General features: G+C 49.2%; 26 protein-coding genes and 1 pseudogene. 18 read left to right on the top strand and 9 right to left on the bottom strand.

The features are described from left to right. The first annotated feature begins 59 nt into the window (after positions 1 to 59). The 3 genes from lipB to lipA all read left to right on the top strand — a co-directional run bounded on the left by lipB (position 60) and on the right by lipA (position 3,087). Positions 60 to 701 (top strand): lipoyl(octanoyl) transferase LipB, encoded by a 642-nt coding sequence (lipB, locus tag KXD89_RS15650; RefSeq protein ID WP_000284027.1) that lies wholly within the window; start codon positions 60 to 62, stop codon positions 699 to 701. Between the two features lie 258 nt (positions 702 to 959). Then, a complete protein-coding gene (locus tag KXD89_RS15655; RefSeq protein ID WP_000378026.1) occupies positions 960 to 1,913 on the top strand; it encodes a YbeF family transcriptional regulator in 954 nt (317 codons plus the stop codon). Between the two features lie 208 nt (positions 1,914 to 2,121). Then, positions 2,122 to 3,087, top strand: coding sequence for a lipoyl synthase (gene lipA, locus KXD89_RS15660; protein ID WP_000042632.1), 966 nt, complete (start codon positions 2,122 to 2,124; stop codon positions 3,085 to 3,087). A 100-nt stretch (positions 3,088 to 3,187) separates the two neighbouring features. Here the strand turns inward: lipA and tatE are convergent, their stop codons facing one another. Beyond that, positions 3,188 to 3,391, bottom strand: a complete 204-nt coding sequence (tatE, locus tag KXD89_RS15665) for a twin-arginine translocase subunit TatE (RefSeq protein WP_000503931.1) — start codon at positions 3,389 to 3,391, stop codon at positions 3,188 to 3,190. Between the two features lie 128 nt (positions 3,392 to 3,519). Next, positions 3,520 to 4,307 (bottom strand): annotated as a pseudogene (locus KXD89_RS15670) (deaminated glutathione amidase). Positions 4,308 to 4,399: 92 nt separating this feature from the next. Between KXD89_RS15670 and crcB the strand changes: the two are divergent. Then, complete coding sequence (gene crcB / locus KXD89_RS15675) at positions 4,400 to 4,783, top strand: fluoride efflux transporter CrcB (protein ID WP_000939747.1); 384 nt, start codon at positions 4,400 to 4,402, stop codon at positions 4,781 to 4,783. Positions 4,784 to 4,836: 53 nt separating this feature from the next. Here crcB and cspE read toward each other — a convergent pair whose 3' ends face one another. Beyond that, entirely contained in the window at positions 4,837 to 5,046 is a 210-nt protein-coding gene (gene cspE / locus KXD89_RS15680; RefSeq protein ID WP_000034825.1) for a transcription antiterminator/RNA stability regulator CspE, read from the bottom strand. Positions 5,047 to 5,220: 174 nt separating this feature from the next. Next, positions 5,221 to 5,781: a lipid IV(A) palmitoyltransferase PagP gene (pagP, locus tag KXD89_RS15685; protein WP_001103094.1), complete on the bottom strand. Its 561-nt coding sequence runs from the start codon at positions 5,779 to 5,781 to the stop codon at positions 5,221 to 5,223. 588 nt (positions 5,782 to 6,369) lie between these two features. Here pagP and dcuC point away from each other — a divergent pair. Then, a complete protein-coding gene (gene dcuC / locus KXD89_RS15690; RefSeq protein ID WP_000955063.1) occupies positions 6,370 to 7,755 on the top strand; it encodes an anaerobic C4-dicarboxylate transporter DcuC in 1,386 nt (461 codons plus the stop codon). 40 nt (positions 7,756 to 7,795) lie between these two features. Here the strand turns inward: dcuC and dpiA are convergent, their stop codons facing one another. Then, positions 7,796 to 8,476, bottom strand: coding sequence for a two-component response regulator DpiA (dpiA, locus tag KXD89_RS15695; RefSeq protein WP_000126500.1), 681 nt, complete (start codon positions 8,474 to 8,476; stop codon positions 7,796 to 7,798). Next, positions 8,445 to 10,103 carry a sensor histidine kinase DpiB gene (gene dpiB, locus KXD89_RS15700; RefSeq protein WP_000939767.1) on the bottom strand — a complete coding sequence of 553 codons (1,659 nt, stop codon included), beginning with the start codon at positions 10,101 to 10,103 and terminating at the stop codon, positions 8,445 to 8,447. The genes dpiA and dpiB overlap by 32 nt, the downstream gene beginning before the upstream one ends. A 378-nt stretch (positions 10,104 to 10,481) precedes the next feature. Here dpiB and citC point away from each other — a divergent pair, with 378 nt between their 5' ends. The 10 genes from citC to yldA all read left to right on the top strand — a co-directional run bounded on the left by citC (position 10,482) and on the right by yldA (position 19,008). Beyond that, positions 10,482 to 11,540 (top strand): [citrate (pro-3S)-lyase] ligase, encoded by a 1,059-nt coding sequence (gene citC / locus KXD89_RS15705; protein WP_000467705.1) that lies wholly within the window; start codon positions 10,482 to 10,484, stop codon positions 11,538 to 11,540. 14 nt (positions 11,541 to 11,554) lie between these two features. Further along, a complete protein-coding gene (gene citD, locus KXD89_RS15710) occupies positions 11,555 to 11,851 on the top strand; it encodes a citrate lyase acyl carrier protein (RefSeq protein ID WP_000700703.1) in 297 nt (98 codons plus the stop codon). Then, positions 11,848 to 12,756, top strand: a complete 909-nt coding sequence (citE, locus tag KXD89_RS15715) for a citrate (pro-3S)-lyase subunit beta (protein ID WP_000622357.1) — start codon at positions 11,848 to 11,850, stop codon at positions 12,754 to 12,756. The genes citD and citE overlap by 4 nt, the downstream gene beginning before the upstream one ends. A gap of 10 nt (positions 12,757 to 12,766) precedes the next feature. Then, a complete protein-coding gene (gene citF / locus KXD89_RS15720) occupies positions 12,767 to 14,299 on the top strand; it encodes a citrate lyase subunit alpha (RefSeq protein WP_000192242.1) in 1,533 nt (510 codons plus the stop codon). 3 nt (positions 14,300 to 14,302) lie between these two features. Beyond that, complete coding sequence (gene citX, locus KXD89_RS15725; RefSeq protein WP_000550422.1) at positions 14,303 to 14,854, top strand: citrate lyase holo-[acyl-carrier protein] synthase; 552 nt, start codon at positions 14,303 to 14,305, stop codon at positions 14,852 to 14,854. Beyond that, complete coding sequence (gene citG / locus KXD89_RS15730) at positions 14,829 to 15,707, top strand: triphosphoribosyl-dephospho-CoA synthase CitG (RefSeq protein ID WP_000062457.1); 879 nt, start codon at positions 14,829 to 14,831, stop codon at positions 15,705 to 15,707. The genes citX and citG overlap by 26 nt, the downstream gene beginning before the upstream one ends. Before the next feature lie 50 nt (positions 15,708 to 15,757). Then, positions 15,758 to 17,221, top strand: a complete 1,464-nt coding sequence (citT, locus tag KXD89_RS15735; protein WP_000050323.1) for a citrate/succinate antiporter CitT — start codon at positions 15,758 to 15,760, stop codon at positions 17,219 to 17,221. Positions 17,222 to 17,334: 113 nt separating this feature from the next. Next, positions 17,335 to 18,141, top strand: a complete 807-nt coding sequence (gene rna / locus KXD89_RS15740) for a ribonuclease I (protein ID WP_000643397.1) — start codon at positions 17,335 to 17,337, stop codon at positions 18,139 to 18,141. 229 nt (positions 18,142 to 18,370) lie between these two features. Further along, positions 18,371 to 18,781, top strand: a complete 411-nt coding sequence (rnk, locus tag KXD89_RS15745; protein ID WP_000089731.1) for a nucleoside diphosphate kinase regulator — start codon at positions 18,371 to 18,373, stop codon at positions 18,779 to 18,781. 137 nt (positions 18,782 to 18,918) lie between these two features. Next, positions 18,919 to 19,008 carry a small membrane protein YldA gene (gene yldA / locus KXD89_RS22485; RefSeq protein WP_000796528.1) on the top strand — a complete coding sequence of 30 codons (90 nt, stop codon included), beginning with the start codon at positions 18,919 to 18,921 and terminating at the stop codon, positions 19,006 to 19,008. A gap of 3 nt (positions 19,009 to 19,011) precedes the next feature. Here yldA and KXD89_RS15750 read toward each other — a convergent pair whose 3' ends face one another. Further along, positions 19,012 to 20,250, bottom strand: a complete 1,239-nt coding sequence (locus KXD89_RS15750) for a zinc-dependent alcohol dehydrogenase (protein ID WP_000646173.1) — start codon at positions 20,248 to 20,250, stop codon at positions 19,012 to 19,014. Between the two features lie 220 nt (positions 20,251 to 20,470). Between KXD89_RS15750 and uspG the strand changes: the two genes are divergently transcribed. Next, positions 20,471 to 20,899, top strand: a complete 429-nt coding sequence (gene uspG / locus KXD89_RS15755; protein WP_000278509.1) for a universal stress protein UspG — start codon at positions 20,471 to 20,473, stop codon at positions 20,897 to 20,899. A gap of 120 nt (positions 20,900 to 21,019) precedes the next feature. On the opposite strand, the gene ahpF is transcribed toward uspG, so the two are convergent. Together ahpF and ahpC are read right to left on the bottom strand one after the other, a co-directional pair. Continuing rightward, complete coding sequence (gene ahpF / locus KXD89_RS15760) at positions 21,020 to 22,585, bottom strand: alkyl hydroperoxide reductase subunit F (RefSeq protein ID WP_000887629.1); 1,566 nt, start codon at positions 22,583 to 22,585, stop codon at positions 21,020 to 21,022. 244 nt (positions 22,586 to 22,829) lie between these two features. Then, positions 22,830 to 23,393, bottom strand: a complete 564-nt coding sequence (gene ahpC / locus KXD89_RS15765; protein WP_000052796.1) for an alkyl hydroperoxide reductase subunit C — start codon at positions 23,391 to 23,393, stop codon at positions 22,830 to 22,832. Between the two features lie 371 nt (positions 23,394 to 23,764). Between ahpC and dsbG the strand changes: the two genes are divergently transcribed. Both dsbG and KXD89_RS15775 read left to right on the top strand, forming a co-directional pair. Continuing rightward, a complete protein-coding gene (dsbG, locus tag KXD89_RS15770) occupies positions 23,765 to 24,511 on the top strand; it encodes a thiol:disulfide interchange protein DsbG (RefSeq protein ID WP_000913829.1) in 747 nt (248 codons plus the stop codon). Between the two features lie 208 nt (positions 24,512 to 24,719). Continuing rightward, a complete protein-coding gene (locus tag KXD89_RS15775) occupies positions 24,720 to 25,622 on the top strand; it encodes a LysR family transcriptional regulator (protein ID WP_000002474.1) in 903 nt (300 codons plus the stop codon). The last annotated feature ends 70 nt before the right edge of the window (positions 25,623 to 25,692 follow it).

Genomic DNA, 25,692 nt, shown 5'->3' on the forward strand with positions numbered 1-25,692 from the left:
TCTCCTCGCTGTGATATACTTTTCCCCCACTTTTACTCATTCTCCACGGAGATGCCGTTTTGTATCAGGATAAAATTCTTGTCCGCCAGCTCGGTCTTCAGCCTTACGAGCCAATCTCCCAGGCTATGCATGAATTCACCGATACCCGCGATGATAGTACCCTTGATGAAATCTGGCTGGTCGAGCACTATCCGGTATTCACCCAAGGTCAGGCAGGAAAAGCGGAGCACATTTTAATGCCGGGTGATATTCCGGTGATCCAGAGCGATCGCGGTGGGCAGGTGACTTATCACGGGCCGGGGCAACAGGTGATGTATGTGTTGCTTAACCTGAAACGCCGTAAACTCGGTGTGCGTGAACTGGTGACCTTGCTTGAGCAAACAGTGGTGAATACCCTGGCTGAACTGGGTATAGAAGCGCATCCTCGGGCTGACGCGCCAGGTGTCTATGTTGGGGAAAAGAAAATTTGCTCACTGGGTTTACGTATTCGACGCGGTTGTTCATTCCACGGTCTGGCATTAAACGTCAATATGGATCTTTCACCATTTTTACGTATTAATCCTTGTGGGTATGCCGGAATGGAAATGGCTAAAATATCACAATGGAAACCCGAAGCGACGACTAATAATATTGCTCCACGTTTACTGGAAAATATTTTAGCGCTACTAAACAATCCGGACTTCGAATATATTACCGCTTAATTCCATACATCAATGGCCCAATTTACACTGGGTCATTACTCATAATATCTGCTAATGCTTTACATCTCCTTCGCGTTTGTATATTTTCTTTATCACTTGCAGAAATGCGGTGCCACGCCTTGCTCCGTAACTCACCCCATTGATTAACCTATTGAAATAGTTGATTATGGTGAGCAAAAGCGTTCCGTTCCAATTAGACATAAGATTATTGTAATTTTTTAAATATTATTTTTCCATGAATAAAATTGGAGTAAGTGCGTGGATAGTAATAATCAAATTGAACCCTGTTTAAGCAGAAAGTCGTCAGAAGGTAAACCACAAATATTTACAACCTTACGAAATATTGATCTTAACCTTCTGACTATTTTTGAAGCTGTATATGTACATAAAGGGATCGTTAATGCAGCGAAAGTGCTTAATCTGACCCCCTCGGCAATCAGTCAGTCTATTCAGAAACTGCGCGTTATATTCCCTGACCCATTGTTTATTCGCAAAGGCCAGGGTGTCACTCCTACCGCATTTGCGATGCATCTACATGAGTATATCAGTCAGGGCCTTGAGTCCATTCTTGGCGCGCTGGATATCGAAGGAAGCTATGATAAGCAACGAACGATAACTATTGCGACCACTCCCTCGGTCGGAGCACTGGTCCTTCCTGTCATCTATCGGGCGATTAAAACTCACTATCCGCAGCTTTTACTGCGCAACCCGCCCATCAGCGACGCGGAAAACCAACTCAGTCAGTTTCAAACCGATCTCATCATCGATAACATGTTTTGCACCAATCGTACGGTGCAACATCATGTTCTGTTCACCGACAATATGGTGTTAATTTGCCGCGAGGGAAATCCACTACTCTCTTTAGAAGATGACAGAGAGACTATCGACAACGCTGCGCATGTACTTCTGTTACCGGAAGAGCAAAATTTCAGCGGTCTGCGGCAGAGAGTTCAAGAAATGTTTCCGGACCGGCAAATCAATTTCACCAGCTACAACATTTTGACAATCGCTGCACTGGTTGCCAACAGTGACATGTTAGCGATTATTCCCAGCCGTTTTTATAACCTGTTTAGCCGCTGCTGGCCGCTGGAAAAACTGCCTTTTCCGTCCTTAAATGAGGAGCAAATAGATTTCTCTATCCACTACAACAAATTCAGCCTGCGTGATCCCATCCTGCACGGAGTAATAGATGTTATCCGTAATGCATTTTGAAAAAGTATTGTTACAGCCAGATCACAGCGCAGAACGATAAAATGGCACAATCCAACAACAATTTTACATTTTCGCGACCGCTTTGGCTGCTTTCAGGTCCGTTTCAATGATATACTGCCAGTCGTTAATTCAAAAATAGTTGATAATTACAACAATCTATTGAATTGAAACGCTTTCCTTCGTAATTCGCAACTGGAACACGCACGCTATGAGTAAACCCATTGTGATGGAACGCGGTGTTAAATACCGCGATGCCGATAAGATGGCCCTTATCCCGGTTAAAAACGTGGCAACAGAGCGCGAAGCCCTGCTGCGCAAGCCGGAATGGATGAAAATCAAGCTTCCAGCGGACTCTACACGTATCCAGGGCATCAAAGCCGCAATGCGCAAAAATGGCCTGCATTCTGTCTGCGAGGAAGCCTCCTGCCCTAACCTGGCGGAATGCTTCAACCACGGCACAGCAACGTTTATGATCCTCGGCGCTATTTGTACCCGCCGTTGTCCGTTCTGTGATGTTGCCCACGGTCGCCCGGTAGCTCCTGATGCCAATGAACCAGTGAAACTGGCGCAGACCATTGCCGATATGGCGCTGCGTTATGTGGTTATCACCTCCGTTGACCGTGATGACCTGCGCGATGGCGGTGCCCAGCACTTTGCGGATTGCATTACTGCCATTCGGGAAAAAAGCCCGCAAATCAAAATTGAAACTCTGGTGCCGGATTTCCGCGGTCGTATGGATCGTGCTCTGGATATTCTGACTGCAACGCCACCAGATGTGTTCAACCATAACCTGGAAAACGTACCGCGTATTTACCGTCAGGTACGGCCTGGTGCAGATTACAACTGGTCGCTGAAGCTGCTGGAACGCTTTAAAGAAGCGCATCCGGAAATCCCGACCAAGTCTGGTCTGATGGTGGGACTGGGTGAAACCAATGAAGAAATTATTGAGGTAATGCGCGACCTGCGCCGTCATGGTGTGACGATGTTAACGCTGGGGCAATATTTGCAGCCAAGCCGCCATCACCTGCCGGTTCAACGTTACGTTAGCCCGGATGAGTTCGACGAAATGAAAGCCGAAGCGCTGGCGATGGGCTTTACCCATGCTGCATGCGGTCCGTTTGTCCGCTCTTCTTACCACGCCGATTTGCAGGCGAAAGGGATGGAAGTTAAGTAATCCTGTAATAATTACTTACATCTGTCTGATAAAAAACCCGCTTTTTGAAGCGGGTTTTTTGTATCGAACAAGATATTGAGGGAGCGTCCTGCTCGCCACGTCACTCTTTATGAGAGAGCTTTTCAGCCTGAAGATCAACGTCTGCGCCTTTTTTCGCCGCAGCATCGTCATCATTCATCGCCTTCTTGAACCCTTTAATGGCCGCTCCAAGGTCTCCGCCCAGCGTACGTAACTTCTTAGTCCCAAACAGCAGAACGACCAGCGCCGCAACTACCAGCAGTTTGGTAATACTAATCTCACCCATAGATACCTTCTTGACATATAACCGGCAACAGAACGCGCCTTAAAAACCAGAGAATATTAACGGTCATTCGACGCGCGCACACAATAGCAATCTGTAACAAGGTGAATCAAGCGCCGAGTAAAAAAACATCATAATAATTGCGGCGGCGCAAAGCGACGGTTGTTTAAGACGGGCAGTTGCGCGCGCACCTGACGCACACGTTCGGGCGTCACTTCCGCCATAATGAGTGCAGGCATTTCTGACGCTGCCGCAATGGTGACGCCAAAGGGATCTATAATCCGGCTTTGACCGATATTTTTGTTCCCGCACTCCCCCGCCGCCACCATATAACAGGTGGTATCCAGCGCACGAGCGGCAAGCAACGTTGACCAGTGATGCTCTTTGAGCGGCCCGCGAACCCAGGCGGCAGGAAGTACCAGGATTTCAGCTCCCTGTAATGCCTGTGCCAGCGCCAGCTCTGGAAAGCGTAAGTCATAACAGGTCATCAGACCGACCTTCATCCCTTCCACCTCCAGTAACGGAGCGATTTCATTACCAGCATCAACACGGCGTGATTCCTGAATGGCAAATGCATCATAGAGATGCAGTTTGGCATAACGGGCGACGATGTTTCCTGCCTGAAGTGCCACCAGCATATTCCATGCGCGCCCCGGCGTTGAAGGAACATGAATCGTCAGAATTGTCGTCATCATGTTACGTTTACTTTCTCGCCGTAAAGTCCGAGGAATTCGCCTTCCAGCAGCTGTGCTGATTTAACCGATAGATCTGCATCATGATCATCGCGCGCCAGCAATGCTTCCGGCAGGGCAAACAGCGATGCGTCGTTTTCCGCCGCCTGCGCCATCAACGAGGCACAAATCTCAGCGTTCTTTTCCCACACAGATGTAACAGCAAACTGTCCTGCGGCAACCAGCATTGCCACCTCCTGTCAGAGTCGTAAAATTCGCCAACGACGATTATTCGGCGTTACACTTATCACTCATACAAATCAAATAGCAGGATTTTGCAGTGTTACAACTTCTTTTAGCAGTTTTTATTGGCGGTGGTACGGGAAGCGTGGCGAGATGGCTGTTAAGTATGCGATTTAACCCACTGCATCAGGCGATTCCGTTGGGGACGCTGACAGCAAACCTGATTGGGGCATTCATCATAGGAATAGGATTCGCATGGTTCAGCAGGATGACGAACATTGATCCAGTGTGGAAAGTATTAATCACCACCGGATTTTGTGGCGGTCTAACAACCTTCTCAACATTTTCGGCAGAAGTGGTGTTTTTGTTACAAGAGGGCCGCTTTGGCTGGGCATTACTGAACGTTTTCGTCAACCTTCTGGGGTCTTTTGCCATGACCGCACTGGCATTCTGGCTGTTTTCGGCCTCAACCGCACACTAAAGACCAAAAAAAACCCGCTGATTAAGCGGGTTTTGAATTCTTGCTGACGTATCTTACAGAGCGATTACGTTTGCAGCAGAAGGGCCTTTGGCACCGTTAGTGATTTCGAACTCTACGCGCTGACCTTCAGCAAGAGTTTTAAAACCATTAGTCTGGATTGCAGAGAAGTGTACGAACACGTCTTTGCTGCCGTCTTCCGGAGTAATGAAACCGAATCCTTTGGACTCATTAAACCACTTAACGTTACCTTTAATCTTAGACATCAAAATTACCTTTACATGAAAAATAGACACAAATGCTGTGTCGGTTACCAGTACACCAATTGTGGTACGCTTTGTCCAGTGTAACTTTACTAAAAAGTGATAAAAGTCGCGTTATTTTTGATGTTACTTATTTTAGCTATTGATTTTAAAGAAGTTACTAAAACTTCATTTGTCTCAAAACTGAAAGCGCATCCAGGCAAAGTACACATTGCCATTGTTGTAGGTACCCGGAATGTAGGTCATCTGAAAAGTCACTGGGCCATAACCCACGGAGGCCAATGGCAGTAGAACCGGGAGAGGGATGTAATTCCAGTTATCGCGTGCCGTTACGCCAGCGGTGAATCCCAGACCTAAATGAAAATTTTCATCCGCCAGCGGTCGCCAGGTACTTTCCCATCCGTATCCGGCAATCGGTTCCCATTTGTTCCACGAGTCCTTAAATGCCATGGCATACAGGCCATGCCAGTTTCCTTTTTCATCCCAACGCGACAGGCCAAAACCGCCACCCCACGGTCGCTCGTTATAGCGATCGGTTTTTTCTTTGTCGTAAGCGAAACGTGCATGCCAGGTGATGGCAGGAATATATAAATCATAATGTTCAGGCTGTTGCCAGGTTTGTGCAATATTTTCTCTAAACGTTGTCATCCACTCATCTGCGTTAGCAAAAACTTTACCAACGCTGATTAACTGAATAAAAACAAAGGAAAAGATAGCGACATATTTACTCACGTTCATTTGTGACCATAAAACATTTATCAAAAATCTACTACTAGCATAGCAAAGCTACAATTAACATAACCTTAATAGACCCAACATAAAGAATAATCTGAATAGCTGCTCTATTTATTTCCGCTTGTTCAAGTTAAATATTTCCGCGCATCGATTAAAGATGATGCGTCGTTTTCTGCGATGGGAATAGTCAAAAAAGAAAAACCAAGTCTTTTTTGATGACAAAATGCAATCAAGGAAAAATTATTTTATTTTTTAACGAGATACAACAATCATCTTAACGAAGTATATAATATATATCGTCAACCTATGCTCATATTAGATTATTTTTTGAGCGCACAGCCGCAGCTAACACCATTGCAATTAACAAATTTGCATCAATCCACCATCAATTTGCACACATTATTATGTGATAATTGCCAACCGCTAAATATGCGTTTTGTTATCTATGTATAAAAACAGCAACTTCAATGTCTTAATGGCAGTTTTTCTTGATTTTAATCAGCATTCATCGCCAATTTATTGGGCATATTTTTTCCTTAAGCTTTAGGAATTTTTTATTATTTACTTTGGGGCCTGGAGACAGGAAAAATTATGCTGACATTCATTGAGCTCCTTATTGGGGTTGTGGTTATTGTGGGTGTAGCTCGCTACATCATTAAAGGGTATTCCGCCACTGGTGTGTTATTTGTCGGTGGCCTGTTATTGCTGATTATCAGTGCCATTATGGGGCACAAAGTGTTACCGTCCAGCCAGGCTTCAACAGGCTACAGCGCCACGGATATCGTTGAATACGTTAAAATATTACTAATGAGCCGCGGCGGCGACCTCGGCATGATGATTATGATGCTGTGTGGATTTGCCGCTTACATGACCCATATCGGCGCGAATGATATGGTGGTCAAGCTGGCGTCAAAACCATTGCAGTATATTAACTCCCCTTACCTGCTGATGATTGCCGCCTATTTTGTCGCCTGTCTGATGTCTCTGGCCGTCTCTTCCGCAACCGGTCTGGGTGTTTTGCTGATGGCAACCCTATTTCCGGTGATGGTAAACGTTGGTATCAGTCGTGGCGCAGCTGCTGCCATTTGTGCCTCCCCGGCGGCGATTATTCTCGCACCGACTTCAGGGGATGTGGTGCTGGCGGCGCAAGCTTCCGAAATGTCGCTGATTGACTTCGCCTTCAAAACGACGCTGCCTATCTCAATTGCTGCAATTATCGGCATGGCGATCGCCCACTTCTTCTGGCAACGTTATCTGGATAAAAAAGAGCACATCTCTCATGAAATGTTAGATGTCAGTGAAATCACCACCACTGCTCCTGCGTTTTATGCCATTTTGCCGTTCACGCCGATCATCGGTGTACTGATTTTTGACGGTAAATGGGGTCCGCAATTACACATCATCACTATTCTGGTGATTTGTATGCTGATTGCCTCCATTCTGGAGTTCCTCCGCAGCTTTAATACCCAGAAAGTTTTCTCTGGTCTGGAAGTGGCTTATCGCGGGATGGCAGATGCGTTTGCTAACGTGGTGATGCTGCTGGTTGCCGCTGGGGTATTCGCTCAGGGGCTTAGCACCATCGGCTTTATTCAAAGTCTGATTTCTATCGCTACCTCGTTTGGTTCGGCGAGTATCATCCTGATGCTGGTATTGGTGATTCTGACAATGCTGGCGGCAGTCACGACCGGTTCAGGCAATGCGCCGTTTTATGCGTTTGTTGAGATGATCCCGAAACTGGCGCACTCTTCCGGCATTAACCCGGCGTATTTGACTATCCCGATGCTGCAGGCGTCAAACCTTGGCCGTACCCTTTCGCCCGTTTCTGGCGTAGTCGTTGCGGTTGCCGGGATGGCGAAGATCTCGCCGTTTGAAGTCGTAAAACGCACCTCGGTACCGGTGCTTGTTGGTTTGGTGATTGTTATCGTTGCTACAGAGCTGATGGTGCCAGGAACGGCAGCAGCGGTCACAGGCAAGTAAATAGTAATGCCGGAGGCAAGTTTCCTCCGGCTTTATCATGTCACCCACTGTGGTATATGCGTTGTGGTCTGCCAACTTTGCCGTGAACAATTTCAGCAATAATCAGATGGCGGCTGGCGCAATATTCAAGATAACGCCTGGCAGTGGTGCGGCTGATGGTCAGTGCCTGCGCCACCGTTTCTGCCGTATGTTGCACACCAGGCTCTTTAAACAGTTTTCGCACCGCGTTTAGCGTCAAGGGGTCAATGCCGGTCGGTAGCTCGTCCTTAGGTTCACCGCGAGCATAAGCATTAAACATCTCATCAATTTGCTTCTGGCTGGCGCTATCAATACTTTCCAGCATATGTTTACGCTGGCGGAAACGGGTTAGCGTTTGCCCCAGCCGTTCATAGGCAATGGGCTTAATGAGATAATCAAATACACCACAACGTACGGCTTCAGACACCGTTTCCATATCGCTGGCTGCAGTGGTAAACACCACGTCGCCGGGATAATGCGCCTGCACCAGTTCATGCAGTAAATTAATCCCTCTACCGTCAGGAAGATAGTTATCGAGCAAGATTAGCCCCGGCTTAAAACGCTCGATCATCATTCGGGCCTGCGCCAGATTTCCCGCCAGTAATATCTGACTGAATCCGGGAATGTGACGAATATATTCCGCATGCATCTCTGCCAGCGGCGTTTCGTCCTCAACGATCAATAGGGTTAATGGAGCTGTCATTAGGTTTCACTTTCGGAATATAGATTGAAAATAAGGTACCGCAGGGATCATTATCTTCGAGAGTGATAACACCACCGCAGCGCGTTACGTAGCTGGCAATCAAGTACAACCCAATGCCATGTTCACCGGGCTCGTCAGCACGCGTACTGACCCCCTGCTCAAATATTTTGTCTCGTAGAGACTCTGGAACGCCGCAGCCCTGATCGGCGACTTCAATCACCACATCATCGCCTTCATCGCTGAGGAATAATTCAACGATCTTGTTTCCTTCATCGCTACGCAGGCTGGCTTCGAAGGCGTTATCAAGTAAATTGCCCACAATGGCTGCAAACTCGGTGCTATCCAGTCCTGGCGGCAGTTGCGAAAGCTGGCTACCGGGGACAATGATCATTTTTAGCCCCAGTTCCCGGGCGCGCTGCACTTTACCAAAAAGCAGCCCCGCCACCTGGCGATCGGCAAACGCCTCGCGCAGGCTGTCAATAAGCTGTTGCTGGGCCTGAGACTCCCCCTGCACCATCGCCAGCACGCGATCATACTCTTTCATCTGCAACAGACCATTGAGCGTCGACATCCAATTGAGATGCTCGTGTCGCAATGTACGAAGGCTCTCAACGTATTGTTTTATTTGCGTCAGTTGCGCATTGAGGGTGGAAATTTCGTCTTTACTACGAAAGCTGATAATGGCCCCCAGCAAATCATCACCTGAACGAATAGCTTCCCGGTTGGCAATAACGCTCAGACCGTTAAAGTTCGCCACCACATCCTGACGTTTTTCATCAATCTGTTCGGTAAAGAAATCGGCGGGCCTGACCACTTCAACAATGGGTTTACCCAACCATTGCCGTCCGGGGGAACTCAGCCCCAGCATCTTTCTTGCGTTACGATTGATGGCGGTAATGTAACCATGCGGATCCACCGCAATCAGCCCTTCATAAACCGAACTAAACAGCGCCTCTTGCTGACGGACCACGCGTGCGATTTGCTTTGGCTCCATGCCCATCATCTGCCGACGGATATGCGCGGCCAGGAACCACGACAGCAACATCAGAATCCCTAACAGCACGACAAACACACCTGCCATCGGTAATAAAAACTCAGCCCGCCAGCTATCGATTTTACTCACCAGGTAGCCAATCGACACCACGCCGATGACTTTTCCATCGTCATCAAAGATTGGCGTTTTGGCGCGCATCGCCATCCCCATTGACCCTTTCCCGGTAATGAAGTAGCTCTCCCCTTTCTCCAGCGCGCCCTGTTTGGTGAACTGCATAGGATAACCAATTTTCTCCGGATTAGGATGGTAAAGGCGGATCGAGTGCCGGTCCCCAATCACCACATAATCAAAATCGGTATCTCTTTGTAATTTGTTAGCGATGGTCGCCAGCCGTTTGTAGTCACGCGTTTTCACCGCAGAGATGACACTGTCATTGGAGGCAATAATTTTCGCCTGATTCATTGCCATGTCGCGTACATGAAGCGTTAAATAGTCCTCAAAACTGGCCGTAAAATATTGCGCCAGGGCTGCAATGACAAATATTGAGAACACCAGAATCAGCAAAAAGATACGCAGCGGAAATGCCAGTCTTTGGAAAAATGCAAACTGTTTATTCTCGTTAAGCTGCAACATTGTTTTCCTTGCGGGTTGTCCCGAGCCTCTTTGACGGATGTAATTAAAATGTTGAATCAAAATACATAGATATTAATTATGATCGTGGCAAATTTTATTCATTAAATCAATTAAATCACTTAAACCTGCGAGTCATTTCGTAATTACATTAATTAAAAAACTTAAAATCATTAAATAAATAAAAAACCACTAACTCTATGTGAAATAAATCAAAATTTCACGCCGAAATACTCCTTAGGATGTATAGCGAAAGGAGAAAAAGATATACCTCGATCACCCCCTTTCTCCCAAGTGAAAATAAAAGGTTATCAGTTTGCAACATTGAACAACATTCGTTGCAAATCGATAACAACATGCACCTTCAGGATACTATTTATTATGTTCGGCAATGATATTTTCACCCGCGTAAAACGTTCAGAAAATAAAAAAATGGCGGAAATCGCCCAATTCCTGCATGAAAATGATTTGAGCGTTGACACCACAGTCGAAGTATTTATTACCGTAACCCGCGATGAAAAGCTTATCGCGTGCGGTGGAATTGCCGGAAATATTATTAAATGCGTTGCTATCAGTGAATCCGTCCGCGGTGAAGGACTGGCGCTGACATTAGCCACTGAATTGATAAACCTCGCCTATGAGCGGCACAGCACGCATCTGTTTATTTATACCAAAACCGAATACGAGGCGCTGTTCCGCCAGTGCGGTTTTTCCACGCTGACCAGCGTACCCGGCGTGATGGTGCTGATGGAAAACAGCGCCACGCGACTGAAACGCTATGCCGAATCGCTGAAAAAATTTCGTCATCCAGGGAACAAGATTGGCTGCATTGTGATGAACGCCAATCCCTTTACGAATGGTCACCGTTATCTGATTCAACAGGCTGCGGCACAGTGCGACTGGTTGCATCTGTTTTTAGTCAAAGAAGATTCTTCACGCTTCCCCTATGAAGACCGGCTGGATTTGGTGTTAAAAGGCACCGCCGATATTCCACGCCTGACTGTGCATCGTGGCTCCGAATACATCATCTCCCGCGCTACGTTCCCTTGCTACTTCATTAAAGAACAGAGCGTCATTAACCATTGTTACACCGAAATTGATCTGAAGATTTTCCGTCAGTACCTCGCTCCCGCGCTGGGTGTAACTCACCGCTTTGTCGGTACTGAACCCTTTTGTCGCGTTACCGCCCAGTACAACCAGGATATGCGCTACTGGCTGGAAACGCCGACTATCTCCGCACCGCCCATCGAACTGGTTGAAATTGAGCGGCTGCGTTACCAGGAGATGCCGATATCCGCTTCCCGGGTACGTCAACTGCTGGCGAAAAACGATCTCACGGCTATCGCGCCGCTGGTCCCTGCAGTCACGCTGCATTATTTGCAGAACCTGCTTGAGCACTCCCGCCAGGACGCGGCAGCTCGTCAAAAGACCCCCGCATGAGAAACAGGTGAAAAATGAAAATAAACCAGCCCGCCGTTGCAGGCACCCTTGAGTCTGGGGATGTGATGATACGCATCGCCCCACTCGATACGCAGGATATCGACCTGCAAATCAATAGCAGCGTTGAGAAACAGTTTGGCGATGCAATTCGCACCACCATTCTGGACGTTCTCGCCCGCTACAACGTGCGCGGCGTACAGCTGAATGTCGATGACAAAGGCGCACTGGACTGCATTTTACGTGCACGACTGGAAGCCCTGCTGGCACGCGCCAGCGGTATCCCGGCTCTGCCATGGGAGGATTGCCAATGATTTCCGCTTCGCTGCAACAACGTAAAACTCGCACCCGCCGCAGCATGTTGTTTGTGCCTGGTGCCAATGCCGCGATGGTCAGCAACTCCTTCATCTACCCGGCTGATGCCCTGATGTTTGACCTCGAAGACTCCGTAGCATTGCGTGAAAAAGACACCGCCCGCCGCATGGTTTACCACGCGCTGCAACATCCGCTGTATCGCGATATTGAAACCATTGTGCGTGTCAACGCGCTGGATTCCGAATGGGGTGTTAACGACCTGGAAGCCGTCGTTCGCGGTGGTGCGGACGTTGTGCGTCTGCCGAAAACCGATACCGCTCAGGATGTTCTGGATATTGAAAAAGAGATCCTGCGTATCGAAAAAGCCTGTGGTCGTGAACCCGGCAGCACCGGCCTGCTGGCGGCGATTGAATCTCCGCTGGGGATTACCCGCGCAGTGGAAATCGCTCACGCTTCCGAGCGTTTGATCGGTATCGCCCTCGGTGCAGAAGACTATGTGCGCAACCTGCGTACAGAACGCTCCCCGGAAGGAACTGAACTGCTGTTCGCACGCTGTTCCATTTTGCAGGCCGCGCGCTCTGCGGGTATTCAGGCGTTCGATACCGTCTATTCCGACGCTAACAACGAAGCCGGATTTCTGCAAGAAGCCGCCCACATCAAACAGCTGGGCTTTGACGGCAAATCGCTGATCAACCCGCGTCAGATTGATCTGCTGCACAACCTCTACGCACCGACCCAGAAAGAAGTGGATCACGCCCGCCGCGTCGTAGAAGCCGCTGAAGCCGCCGCTCGCGAAGGCCTCGGCGTGGTTTCCCTGAACGGCAAGATGGTGGACGGTCCGGTTATCGATCGCGCCCGTCTGGTGCTCTCCCGTGCAGAACTTTCCGGCATCCGCGAAGAATAAGGCAATCAAAATGACGCAGAAAATTGAACAATCTCAACGACAAGAACGGGTAGCGGCCTGGAATCGTCGCGCTGAATGCGATCTTGCCGCTTTCCAGAACTCGCCAAAGCAAACCTACCAGGCTGAAAAAGCGCGCGATCGCAAACTGTGCGCCAACCTGGAAGAAGCGATTCGTCGCTCTGGTTTACAGGACGGCATGACGGTTTCCTTCCATCACGCTTTCCGTGGCGGTGACCTGACCGTCAATATGGTGATGGACGTCATCGCGAAGATGGGCTTTAAAAACCTGACCCTGGCGTCCAGCTCCCTGAGTGATTGCCATGCGCCGCTGGTAGAACACATTCGCCAGGGCGTGGTTACCCGCATTTATACCTCCGGCCTGCGTGGTCCACTGGCGGAAGAGATCTCCCGTGGTCTGCTGGCAGAACCGGTGCAGATCCACTCTCACGGCGGTCGTGTGCATCTGGTACAGAGCGGCGAACTGAATATCGACGTGGCTTTCCTCGGCGTCCCGTCCTGTGATGAATTCGGTAATGCCAACGGCTACACCGGTAAAGCCTGCTGCGGCTCCCTCGGCTATGCAATAGTTGATGCCGACAACGCAAAACAGGTCGTGATGCTTACCGAAGAACTGCTGCCTTATCCGCATAATCCGGCAAGCATTGAGCAAGATCAGGTTGATTTGATCGTCAAAGTTGACCGCGTTGGCGATGCTGCAAAAATCGGCGCTGGCGCGACCCGTATGACCACTAACCCGCGCGAACTGCTTATTGCCCGTAGCGCTGCGGATGTGATTGTCAACTCTGGCTACTTCAAAGAAGGTTTCTCCATGCAAACCGGCACCGGCGGCGCATCGCTGGCGGTAACCCGTTTCCTGGAAGACAAAATGCGTAGCCGCGATATTCGCGCCGACTTCGCCCTTGGCGGTATTACCGCGACGATGGTTGACCTGCACGAAAAAGGTCTGATCCGCAAACTGCTGGATGTGCAGAGCTTTGACAGCCATGCTGCGCAATCGCTGGCCCGTAACCCCAATCACATCGAAATCAGCGCCAACCAGTACGCTAACTGGGGTTCGAAAGGCGCATCGGTTGATCGTCTCGACGTGGTGGTACTGAGCGCGCTGGAAATTGACACCCAGTTCAACGTTAACGTGCTGACCGGCTCTGACGGCGTACTGCGTGGTGCTTCCGGTGGTCACTGCGATACCGCGATTGCCTCTGCGCTTTCCATCATCGTCGCGCCGCTGGTACGCGGTCGTATTCCGACTCTGGTGGATAACGTACTGACCTGCATCACCCCAGGCTCCAGTGTCGATATTCTGGTCACAGACCACGGTATCGCAGTTAACCCGGCACGTCCGGAACTGGCAGAACGTCTGCAGGAAGCGGGCATTAAAGTGGTTTCCATTGAGTGGCTGCGCGAACGTGCGCGTCTGCTGACCGGTGAACCACAGCCGATTGAATTCACAGACCGCGTCGTTGCCGTTGTGCGTTACCGCGATGGCTCGGTGATCGATGTTGTGCATCAGGTGAAGGAATAAGCCATGCACCTGCTTCCTGAACTCGCCAGCCACCATGCGGTATCAATTCCCGAGCTGCTCGTCAGCCGGGATGAAAGGCAAGCACGGCAACACGTCTGGCTCAAGCGCCATCCTGTTCCACTGGTCTCCTTTACCGTGGTTGCGCCTGGGCCGATTAAAGACAGCGAGGTCACACGCCGAATTTTTAATCATGGCGTGACAGCCTTGCGTGCCTTAGCCGCAAAACAGGGCTGGCAAATTCAGGAGCAGGCTGCACTGGTTTCCGCCAGCGGGCCGGAGGGCATGTTGAGCATTGCCGCCCCGGCTCGCGACCTCAAGCTCGCCACCATTGAGCTTGAACATAGTCATCCTCTCGGGCGGTTATGGGATATCGATGTCCTGACGCCCGAAGGCGAAATTCTCTCCCGCCGCGACTATTCACTGCCGCCTCGCCGCTGCCTGTTGTGCGAACAAAGCGCAGCCGTCTGCGCGCGTGGAAAAACCCATCAACTGACCGATTTACTCAACCGCATGGAGGCACTGCTGAACGATGTCGATGCCTGCAACGTCAACTAAAACCACAAAGCTTGCGACGTCATTAATCGATGAGTACGCCCTGCTGGGCTGGCGCGCCATGCTGACTGAAGTCAATCTGTCACCGAAACCAGGCCTCGTGGATCGCATTAACTGCGGTGCGCACAAAGATATGGCGCTGGAAGATTTCCACCGCAGCGCGCTGGCGATTCAGGGCTGGCTACCCCGTTTCATTGAATTTGGTGCCTGTAGTGCGGAAATGGCACCAGAAGCGGTACTCCACGGATTACGCCCAATTGGTATGGCTTGCGAAGGTGATATGTTCCGCGCCACTGCGGGCGTAAACACGCATAAAGGCAGCATTTTTTCTTTAGGGCTGCTATGTGCGGCAATTGGCCGTTTGCTTCAACTCAACCAACCGGTAACGCCAACAACCGTTTGTTCTACGGCGGCAAGTTTCTGCCGTGGCCTGACCGATCGCGAACTGCGTACCAATAATTCACAACTGACGGCAGGTCAACGGTTGTACCAACAGCTTGGCCTTACCGGCGCACGCGGTGAAGCCGAAGCGGGTTATCCACTGGTGATCAATCACGCCTTGCCGCATTACCTCACTCTGCTGGATCAGGGGTTAGATCCTGAACTGGCATTGCTCGATACCTTGCTCCTACTGATGGCGATCAACGGCGATACCAACGTTGCATCGCGCGGTGGCGAGGGGGGCCTGCGCTGGCTACAGCGCGAGGCGCAAACATTATTGCAAAAAGGGGGCATTCGAACCCCCGCCGATCTCGATTATCTCCGGCAGTTCGACAGGGAGTGTATCGAACGAAATCTCAGTCCAGGCGGCAGTGCTGACCTACTGATCCTTACCTGGTTTTTAGCACAGATTTAATTATTTAAGCACTTGATAAATTTGGAAATATTAATTTTCGGAGAACCCGTATGTCTTTAGCAAAAGATAATATATGGAAACTATTGGCCCCACTGGTGGTGATGGGTGTCATGTTTCTTATCCCTGTCCCCGACGGTATGCCGCCGCAGGCATGGCATTACTTCGCTGTGTTTGTGGCAATGATTGTCGGCATGATCCTCGAGCCAATTCCGGCAACAGCGATCAGTTTTATTGCGGTTACTATTTGCGTTATTGGCAGTAATTACCTGCTCTTTGATGCCAAAGAATTAGCTGACCCAGCGTTTAATGCGCAAAAACAGGCGCTGAAATGGGGCCTGGCTGGTTTTTCCAGCACCACGGTATGGCTGGTATTTGGCGCATTTATTTTTGCATTAGGGTATGAAGTTTCCGGGTTAGGTCGTCGCATTGCCCTTTTCCTGGTGAAATTCATGGGCAAACGCACGCTGACGTTGGGTTATGCGATTGTCATTATCGACATTCTGCTGGCACCGTTTACACCTTCCAACACCGCGCGTACCGGGGGTACGGTTTTTCCGGTCATTAAAAACCTGCCGCCGTTGTTTAAATCATTCCCGAACGATCCGTCCGCGCGTCGTATTGGCGGCTATTTGATGTGGATGATGGTCATTAGTACCAGTCTGAGTTCGTCCATGTTTGTCACCGGTGCGGCACCAAACGTGCTGGGTCTGGAGTTCGTCAGCAAAATTGCCGGTATCCAGATTAGCTGGTTGCAGTGGTTCCTCTGCTTCCTGCCGGTTGGGGTTATCTTGCTTATCATTGCGCCGTGGCTTTCCTACGTGCTGTACAAACCGGAAATCACACACAGTGAAGAAGTGGCAACCTGGGCGGGTGATGAACTGAAAACCATGGGTGCGCTGACACGCAGAGAGTGGACACTGATTGGCCTTGTATTGCTCAGCTTAGGTTTGTGGGTATTTGGCAGTGAAGTCATTAATGCTACTGCGGTTGGTCTGCTGGCAGTTTCGCTAATGCTGGCCCTGCACGTTGTGCCTTGGAAAGACATTACCCGCTATAACAGCGCATGGAACACACTGGTCAACCTGGCAACTCTGGTTGTGATGGCTAACGGCCTGACTCGTTCTGGTTTTATTGACTGGTTCGCCGGTACCATGAGTACGCACCTGGAAGGATTCTCACCAAACGCAACGGTGATTGTACTGGTTCTGGTGTTCTACTTTGCACACTACCTGTTTGCCAGCCTGTCTGCGCACACCGCAACCATGCTGCCGGTTATTCTGGCCGTCGGTAAAGGTATTCCGGGCGTACCAATGGAACAACTGTGTATCCTGCTGGTGCTGTCTATCGGTATCATGGGCTGTCTGACGCCGTATGCAACCGGTCCTGGGGTGATTATTTACGGCTGTGGCTATGTGAAATCAAAAGATTACTGGCGTCTTGGCGCAATCTTCGGGGTGATTTACATCTCTATGTTGCTGTTGGTTGGCTGGCCGATTCTCGCCATGTGGAACTAATACGTTCGCCAAACGCTGAATAAATCATCACGCCCGCCAGGTAAGCCCACCTGGCGGGCTTTTTTATGATTTAATAGATAGTATTCAGTGTATGTATGAGTTCCACACCCATTATGAAAGCATTCTGGCGTAACGCCGCGTTGCTCGCGGTTTCTCTGCTTCCCTTCTCTTCTGCCAACGCCTTAGCGTTGCAGGCAAAACAGTATGGCGATTTTGATCGCTATGTCCTGGCCCTCTCCTGGCAAACCGGATTTTGCCAGAGTCAACACGATCGAAATCGTAACGAACGAGATGAATGTCGCCTGCAAACCGAAACGACCAACAAAGCTGATTTTCTGACCGTACATGGTCTGTGGCCAGGATTGCCTAAATCGGTTGCTGCCCGTGGTGTTGATGAACGCCGCTGGATGCGCTTCGGTTGCGCTACTCGCCCAATCCCGAATCTACCAGAAGCGCGCGCCAGCCGAATGTGTTCATCGCCGGAAACCGGATTATCACTGGAAACGGCCGCTAAACTAAGTGAAGTCATGCCAGGAGCTGGCGGACGTTCCTGCCTGGAACGCTACGAATATGCCAAACACGGTGCCTGCTTTGGTTTTGATCCGGACGCATACTTCGGTACGATGGTACGCCTGAATCAAGAAATTAAAGAGAGCGAAGCCGGAAAATTCCTTGCGGATAATTACGGTAAAACAGTGAGCCGCCGTGACTTTGACGCCGCCTTTGCCAAAAGCTGGGGAAAAGAGAACGTGAAAGCAGTTAAGCTAACGTGCCAGGGTAACCCTGCGTATTTGACTGAAATTCAGATCTCGATCAAAGCTGACGCCATCAACGCTCCGCTTTCTGCAAACTCATTCTTGCCACAACCTCACCCAGGTAACTGTGGCAAAACCTTTGTGATTGATAAAGCGGGTTATTAATCATCTGATTTACAAAACACGCTAATTCGTCTTCCATAAACCAAGGCGATTAAGATTTATACATAATGCGCTGCATTGAGGAATTCCCTGAATGTGACGCAAATCACTTCAAAGAGTGAGCAACAGTCAGTATCATCATGTGAGTTAAACCCTCGCCGCCTGACGGTGAGGGTTTTCTTTTGGGTATGTTTATCTGCGACACTCGCAGCACCGACGACATGGAGTAAAAATGTCCAGACCAACTATCATCATTAACGACCTGGATGCCGAACGCATCGATATTCTGCTGGAGCAACCCGCCTATGCTGGTTTGCCAATCGCCGACGCGTTAAACGCAGAGTTGGATCGCGCCCAAATGTGTTCGCCAGAAGAGATGCCACACGACGTGGTGACAATGAACAGCCGGGTTAAATTCCGCAATCTTAGCGATGGCGAAGTGCGTGTGCGCACGCTGGTGTATCCGGCAAAAATGACCGATAGCAATACTCAGCTTTCCGTTATGGCTCCGGTAGGTGCCGCACTGCTGGGGCTGCGCGTTGGCGATTCCATTCACTGGGAACTTCCGGGCGGCGTTGCAACCCACCTTGAAGTGCTGGAACTCGAATACCAGCCAGAAGCTGCTGGCGACTACCTGCTTTAATCCCATCTGCACAAGCGATAACTCGCTTTGCCCAGAGGATGCACTCGCATCCTCTTTACGCAAAATCAGCAATTTTTCCTGGTTCTCACTGTTCACTTTTGCTGCAAAATTATTCCGTTTCGTTTGTGGGAATAACCATGGCAGAAGCATTTTACATCCTGATAGGATTTCTGATTATGGCGGCGATTATCGTCATGGCTGTCCTTTACCTCGAAAACCACTCCTGACGATCATATTGTTCCCCCCGGCATCGCATTCACCAGACCTGAAACCGCCTTCTGCGCCGCCTCTGCGCTTTGTGCACCGGGTACCAGAATCACCTTACGGCACTCCTCTTCACGTTTTTCGAAAATCTCATATCCCCGGGCGGCCTCTTCAAACGGCATATAGTGGGTAACAATTTCTTCTGGTTTCAGTAATCCTTTCTCAATTAACGGTAATAATTCTCCCAGCCATGCGTGAACGTGGGTCTGTCCCATTTTAAACGACAACCCTTTATCAAAGGCGTCGCCAAACAGGAAACCGTGAATAAATCCAGCGTAGACGCCCGGTACGCTAACAATGCCGCCACGCCTGACCGCCGCAATACACTGACGCAACGCTTTACCGCTGCTGCCCTCCAGTTTCAGGTTAGTCAGCACCGTTTCCGTGGTGCTGCCTTTCGCTTCAAAACCGACGGCGTCTATTACTGCATCCACGCCCCGGTGACCTGCCGTTTGTTCAATAATTGACTGTGCCGGATCGCTGTCTTCATCAAAATTAATCGGGATCGCGCCGTAGCGGTCGGCGGCGAAATGCAAGCGGTAGGGATGATGATCAACAACAAAAATCTGTTCCGCACCGAGCAACCGTGCACAGGCGATTGTCAACAATCCCACAGGACCAGCACCATAGACTGCAACGCTTGAACCTTGTTGGATCTGCGCATTTTTTGCTGCCTGCCATGCCGTTGGCAGAATATCAGAAAGGAAAAGCGCTTTATCATCTGAAAGCAAAGGCGGTACTTTAAACGGCCCCACATTCCCTTTAGGGACGCGGACATATTCCGCCTGCCCACCAGGAACGCCGCCATACAGGTGACTATAACCAAACAATGCCGCTGGAGCTGGTATCTGTTTTTTATTGAGCGCAGCGCCTTTACCCGCATTGGTATTTTCGCAGGCGGCATATTGTTGCAATCGACAGAAAAAACAGTCGCCACAAGCAATGACGAACGGAATTACCACTCGGTCGCCTTTTTGCAAATTTTTTACGTCCTTTCCGGTTTCAACTACTTCCCCCATAAATTCATGACCAAAAATATCGCCATGTTTAACCTGAGGTATTTTGCCTCGATAAAGATGGAGGTCAGAGCCACAGATCGCCGTTGCCGTAATACGCAGAATAATATCATCTGCCTGTTCAACGCCCGGATCGGGAACATTTTCTACCTGAACGTGATGTGGGCCGTGATAAGTCAATGCTTTCATGCAACCTCCAGAGACAGTTCAAAAAAGAGTCAGTCTTTAAGGGTAGCTATCACAGCGGGAAAACGGGCGGTACCACAGGTTTTGGGAGAATTCCTGGTGTTCAGTGAGAATATATTCATCACAGAAACAGTTCGTAAGGAAAAAGAACCAGACAAATATCAGGGATAAATATTATAATCATGGCGAATGATTTGTTCATGATTAACAGGGAGAAAGGGTTATGTATAAGACAATCATTATGCCAGTTGATGTATTTGAAATGGAATTGAGCGACAAAGCTGTTCGCCACGCTGAATTCCTCGCCCAGGATGACGGAGTTATTCATCTACTTCACGTACTACCCGGGTCAGCCAGCCTGAGCCTGCACCGTTTTGCCGCTGATGTGCGTCGTTTTGAAGAGCATCTGCAACATGAAGCACAAGAACGTCTGCAAACGATGGTCAGCCACTTCACCATCGATCCTTCCCGCATTAAACAACATGTCCGTTTTGGTAGCGTGCGGGATGAAGTCAATGAGTTGGCAGAAGAACTGGGGGCTGATGTTGTAGTTATTGGTTCTCGCAACCCATCGATTTCGACCCATCTGTTAGGTTCTAACGCCTCGAGCGTGATCCGCCACGCCAATCTGCCGGTGCTGGTTGTGCGTTAATTGCCAGAATAAGTATCCCGCCCTGCCCGGAGCCATCCCGGCGGGGCTTTTTAATGCCATAAAAAAGCCGCCAGGTTTGACCCCGGCGGCTAAGCAATTGCAGGTGAATCTTACTTCTTCTTATGCAGTTTTGGTGCGAATCAGGTAGTCAAAAGCACTCAGAGAGGCTTTGGCACCTTCGCCAGTGGCGATGATGATCTGCTTGTACGGAACCGTCGTACAGTCACCCGCTGCGAACACGCCTTTCACGTTGGTTTCGCATTTCGCATCAATGATAATCTCGCCCATGCGGTTACGTTCGACTGCGCCTTCGAGCCAGTTGGTGTTCGGCAGCAGACCAATCTGGACGAAAATACCGGCCAGTTCGATGTTGTGAATATCGCCGCTGACACGATCTCGATATTCCAGACCAACGACTTTGCTGCCGTCGCCTTTCACTTCCGTGGTTTGCGCATTCAGAATAATGTCGACGTTTTTCAGGCTGCGCAGTTTGTCCTGCAGAACCTGGTCGGCTTTCATTTCTGGCGCAAATTCCAGCAGCGTTACGTGCTCAACGATACCCGCCAGGTCAATTGCCGCTTCCACGCCGGAGTTACCGCCGCCGATAACCGCTACGCGTTTACCTTTAAACAGCGGGCCGTCGCAGTGCGGGCAGTAGGTCACGCCTTTGGTGCGATACTGATCTTCGCCCGGAACGTTCATGTTGCGCCATTTTGCACCGGTCGCCACGATAATGCTGCGTGCTTTCAGTACCGCGCCAGAAGCTGTTTCAATCTGATGCAGACCACCTTCAACTGCTGCTGGGATCAGTTTGCTGGCGCTCTGGCTGTCGATCACATCAACGTCGTATTCATCAACGTGAACTTTCAGTGCGCCTGCCAGCTTCTGCCCTTCAGTCTTCGGTACAGAAATGTAGTTTTCGATATCAACGGTATCGAGGATCTGACCACCAAAACGTTCGCCCATCAGACCGGTACGGATGCCTTTACGTGCGGAGTAAATTGCTGCCGCTGCACCCGCCGGGCCGGAACCGACGATTAATACGTCATAAGCATCACGCTTGTTCAGCTCTTCTGCCGCACGTTTTTCCGCGCCAGTATCAATTTTGGCAACGATTTCAGTCAACGTCATGCGGCCCTGACCAAACTCTTTCCCGTTTACGAACACTGCCGGAACGCCCATCACGTTGCGATCGGTGATTTCGTTCTGGAAGGTGCCGCCGTCAATTGCAGTGTGCTTGATGCGCGGGTTCAGTACGCTCATCAGGTTCAGCGCCTGCACCACGTCCGGGCAGTTGTGGCAAGAGAGCGAGTAATAGGTTTCGAATTCAAAATCACCGTCAATATGGCGAATCTGCTCCAGCAGAGACTGCGCTTCTTTCGACGGATGACCACCGGTCCACAGCAACGCCAGTACCAGCGAGGTGAACTCGTGGCCCAGCGGGGAGCCTGCAAAACGTGGCCCCTGGTTGGAACCTGGGTTGGTGATCAGGAAAGACGGCTTACGCACCGGCAAGCTGTTATCTTCTTTAAAGGTGACTTTGTCTGACAGTTCTGCGATTTCAGCCAACAGTTCCTTGATTTCTGCCGATTTAGCGCTGTCATCCAGCGTGGCAATTAACTCAACAGGCTTGGTCAATTTCTCAAGGTAAGCCTTGAGTTGAGTTTTCATATTTGTGTCGAGCATGTTTATCTCCTGGGCTTTAAACATCATCATGCAAGCGGCCTCTGCGGCTACCTGGATGCAGCTTGCATCATGGTGCGGGGAAGAAAATCGGGTGCCGCAGCACCCGAAGAATTAGGTGAATTTCCGAAGTATTTCGCGTCAGAGCAAGGCGGCTAGCCTGTGAATCCCCGGGAGCTTACACAAGTAAGTGACCGGGGTGAGCGGGCGACGCCAACGCCGCTATGGCGTGAAAGACGAAGGAAATTTAGATTTTACCAACCAGGTCCAGAGACGGAGCCAGAGTTGCTTCACCTTCTTTCCATTTAGCCGGGCAAACTTCACCTGGGTGAGAAGCTACGTACTGTGCTGCTTTGATTTTACGCAGCAGGTCAGACGCGTCACGGCCAATGCCTTCAGCGGTAACTTCGATTGCCTGGATGATACCCTGCGGGTCAACAACGAAGGTCGCACGGTCAGCCAGACCTTCATCTTCACGCATGTTGTCGAAGTTACGGGTCAGGGCGCCAGTCGGGTCGCCGATCATCGCATATTTGATTTTAGCGATGGTTTCAGAGCTGCTGTGCCATGCTTTGTGGGTGAAGTGAGTATCGGTAGATACTGCGTATACGTCTACGCCCAGTTTCTGCAGTTCTTCGTAGTGGTCAGCAACGTCACCCAGTTCGGTCGGGCATACGAAAGTAAAGTCAGCCGGGTAGAAGAAGAAGACGCTCCAGCGGCCTTCGGTATCTTTTTCGGTGATTTCGATGAATTCGCCGTTTTTGAATGCCTGGTTTTTAAAAGGTTTAATTTTGGTGTTAATCAAGGACATCTATACTTCCTCCGTGTTTTCGATGAGATGTAAGGTAACCAATTTTTGCCGATTCGGCTAATGCGTTTCCATTATCAAATCGATAAGTTTTACCTTACAACCTTCGTAAGACAACTTTGTGAACTTTGCACCGCCAGCGGCGATAAAAAGTAAAATGGCCCCCTTTCCAGGTGACCGTGTAATCTGAACTACCCTTTGGTATCTTCAGTGCCTGCCTGCAGGCTGAGGTGTTGCCCTTACAAATGCAACAACGACATGGATTACAACACCCTCATAAACAAAGGGCAATCACCTGATCTAAGCTCTTACCTATGACAGTGATAGGTTATGCCTTTTACTCGACTTTTGCACTGACTGAAAAGGACAAATTAATGTTAAAAAAGATACTTTTACTGGCTCTGCTTCCTGCAATCGCCTTCGCAGAGGAACTTCCTGCTCCAGTAAAAGCGATTGAAAAACAGGGCATTACAATCATCAAAACATTCGATGCCCCCGGAGGAATGAAAGGTTATCTCGGAAAGTATCAGGATATGGGCGTCACCATCTACCTGACTCCAGATGGTAAGCACGCTATCTCTGGTTACATGTACAACGAGAAAGGTGAAAACCTGAGTAACACACTTATCGAAAAAGAAATTTACGCACCAGCCGGACGCGAAATGTGGCAACGGATGGAACAATCCCACTGGCTCCTCGACGGTAAAAAAGATGCGCCGGTCATTGTCTACGTCTTCGCCGATCCGTTCTGCCCATATTGTAAACAGTTCTGGCAGCAGGCGCGCCCGTGGGTAGATTCTGGCAAAGTGCAATTAAGAACATTGTTGGTTGGGGTTATCAAGCCAGAAAGCCCGGCGACAGCAGCGGCAATTCTTGCCTCCAAAGATCCCGCAAAAACCTGGCAACAATATGAAGCCTCTGGTGGCAAGCTTAAGCTAAACGTGCCTGCAAACGTAAGTACAGAGCAAATGAAAGTGTTAAGTGACAATGAGAAACTGATGGACGATCTGGGGGCAAATGTCACGCCGGCTATCTATTACATGAGTAAGGAAAATACGCTACAACAGGCCGTGGGGTTGCCCGATCAGAAAACGCTTAATATCATTATGGGGAATAAATAAAAGGTAATTCATGGATGGTTGAACTATATCCCTGCTTTTCAACCATCCTAAAAAAGCATGAATTGCTCGCTCTGCCCTAAGTGGCTGTGCTATTTTAGAAAAACTTAATCCTGAGTTAAGCAAAAAAACATAATCAATAAAAATATATACGCAAAAAACATTGATTAAGTGAATATATCATGGAAGAAAAATATAACCGGAGTAGTGTATGGCCAATCTCTACGACTTGAAAAAGTTCGACTTAAATCTTCTTGTCATATTTGAGTGTATTTACCAGCATTTAAGCATTAGCAAAGCTGCTGAATCACTATATATCACCCCATCAGCCGTGAGCCAGTCGTTACAACGCTTACGTGCGCAATTTAATGACCCTTTATTCATTCGCTCAGGAAAAGGTATCGCGCCGACGACAACAGGGTTAAATCTGCATCACCATCTTGAGAAAAATCTCAGAGGCCTTGAACAAACAATTAATATAGTCAATAAGTCCGAACTAAAGAAAAACTTTATTATCTACGGCCCTCAGCTCATTTCTTGCTCTAATAATAGTATGCTGATCCGCTGCCTACGGCAAGATTCCTCTGTCGAGATTGAGTGCCATGATATCCTCATGTCAGCAGAGAATGCTGAAGAACTGTTGGTTCACCGCAAAGCCGATCTGGTGATCACCCAAATGCCAGTGATCAGCCGTTCCGTCATTTGCATGCCATTGCATACGATTCGCAATACTCTAATTTGTAGTAATAGGCATCCACGAATTACTGACAATAGCACTTATGAACAAATTATGGCAGAAGAGTTCACCCAATTAATATCTAAATCAGCAGGGGTTGATGATATTCAAATGGAAATAGACGAGAGATTTATGAATCGCAAAATCTCATTTCGTGGTTCCTCTTTGCTGACAATCATTAATAGCATTGCAGTTACAGATTTACTGGGAATAGTCCCCTATGAACTTTATAATTCCTACCGTGACTTTCTTAACTTAAAAGAGATAAAACTAGAACATCCGTTACCTTCAATAAAGCTTTACATTTCCTATAATAAATCTTCTTTAAATAATTTGGTGTTCTCCCGATTTATTGACCGTCTAAATGAGAGTTTTTGATATATAACTACAGACAGCTACTATAACTTTCATCTATTTATTCACAGCGCGAATGAAAAATAAAACACTC

Origin of the sequence: Escherichia sp. TC-EC600-tetX4 (genome assembly GCF_019356055.1) — a bacterium.
Classification (GTDB): Bacteria; Pseudomonadota; Gammaproteobacteria; order Enterobacterales; family Enterobacteriaceae.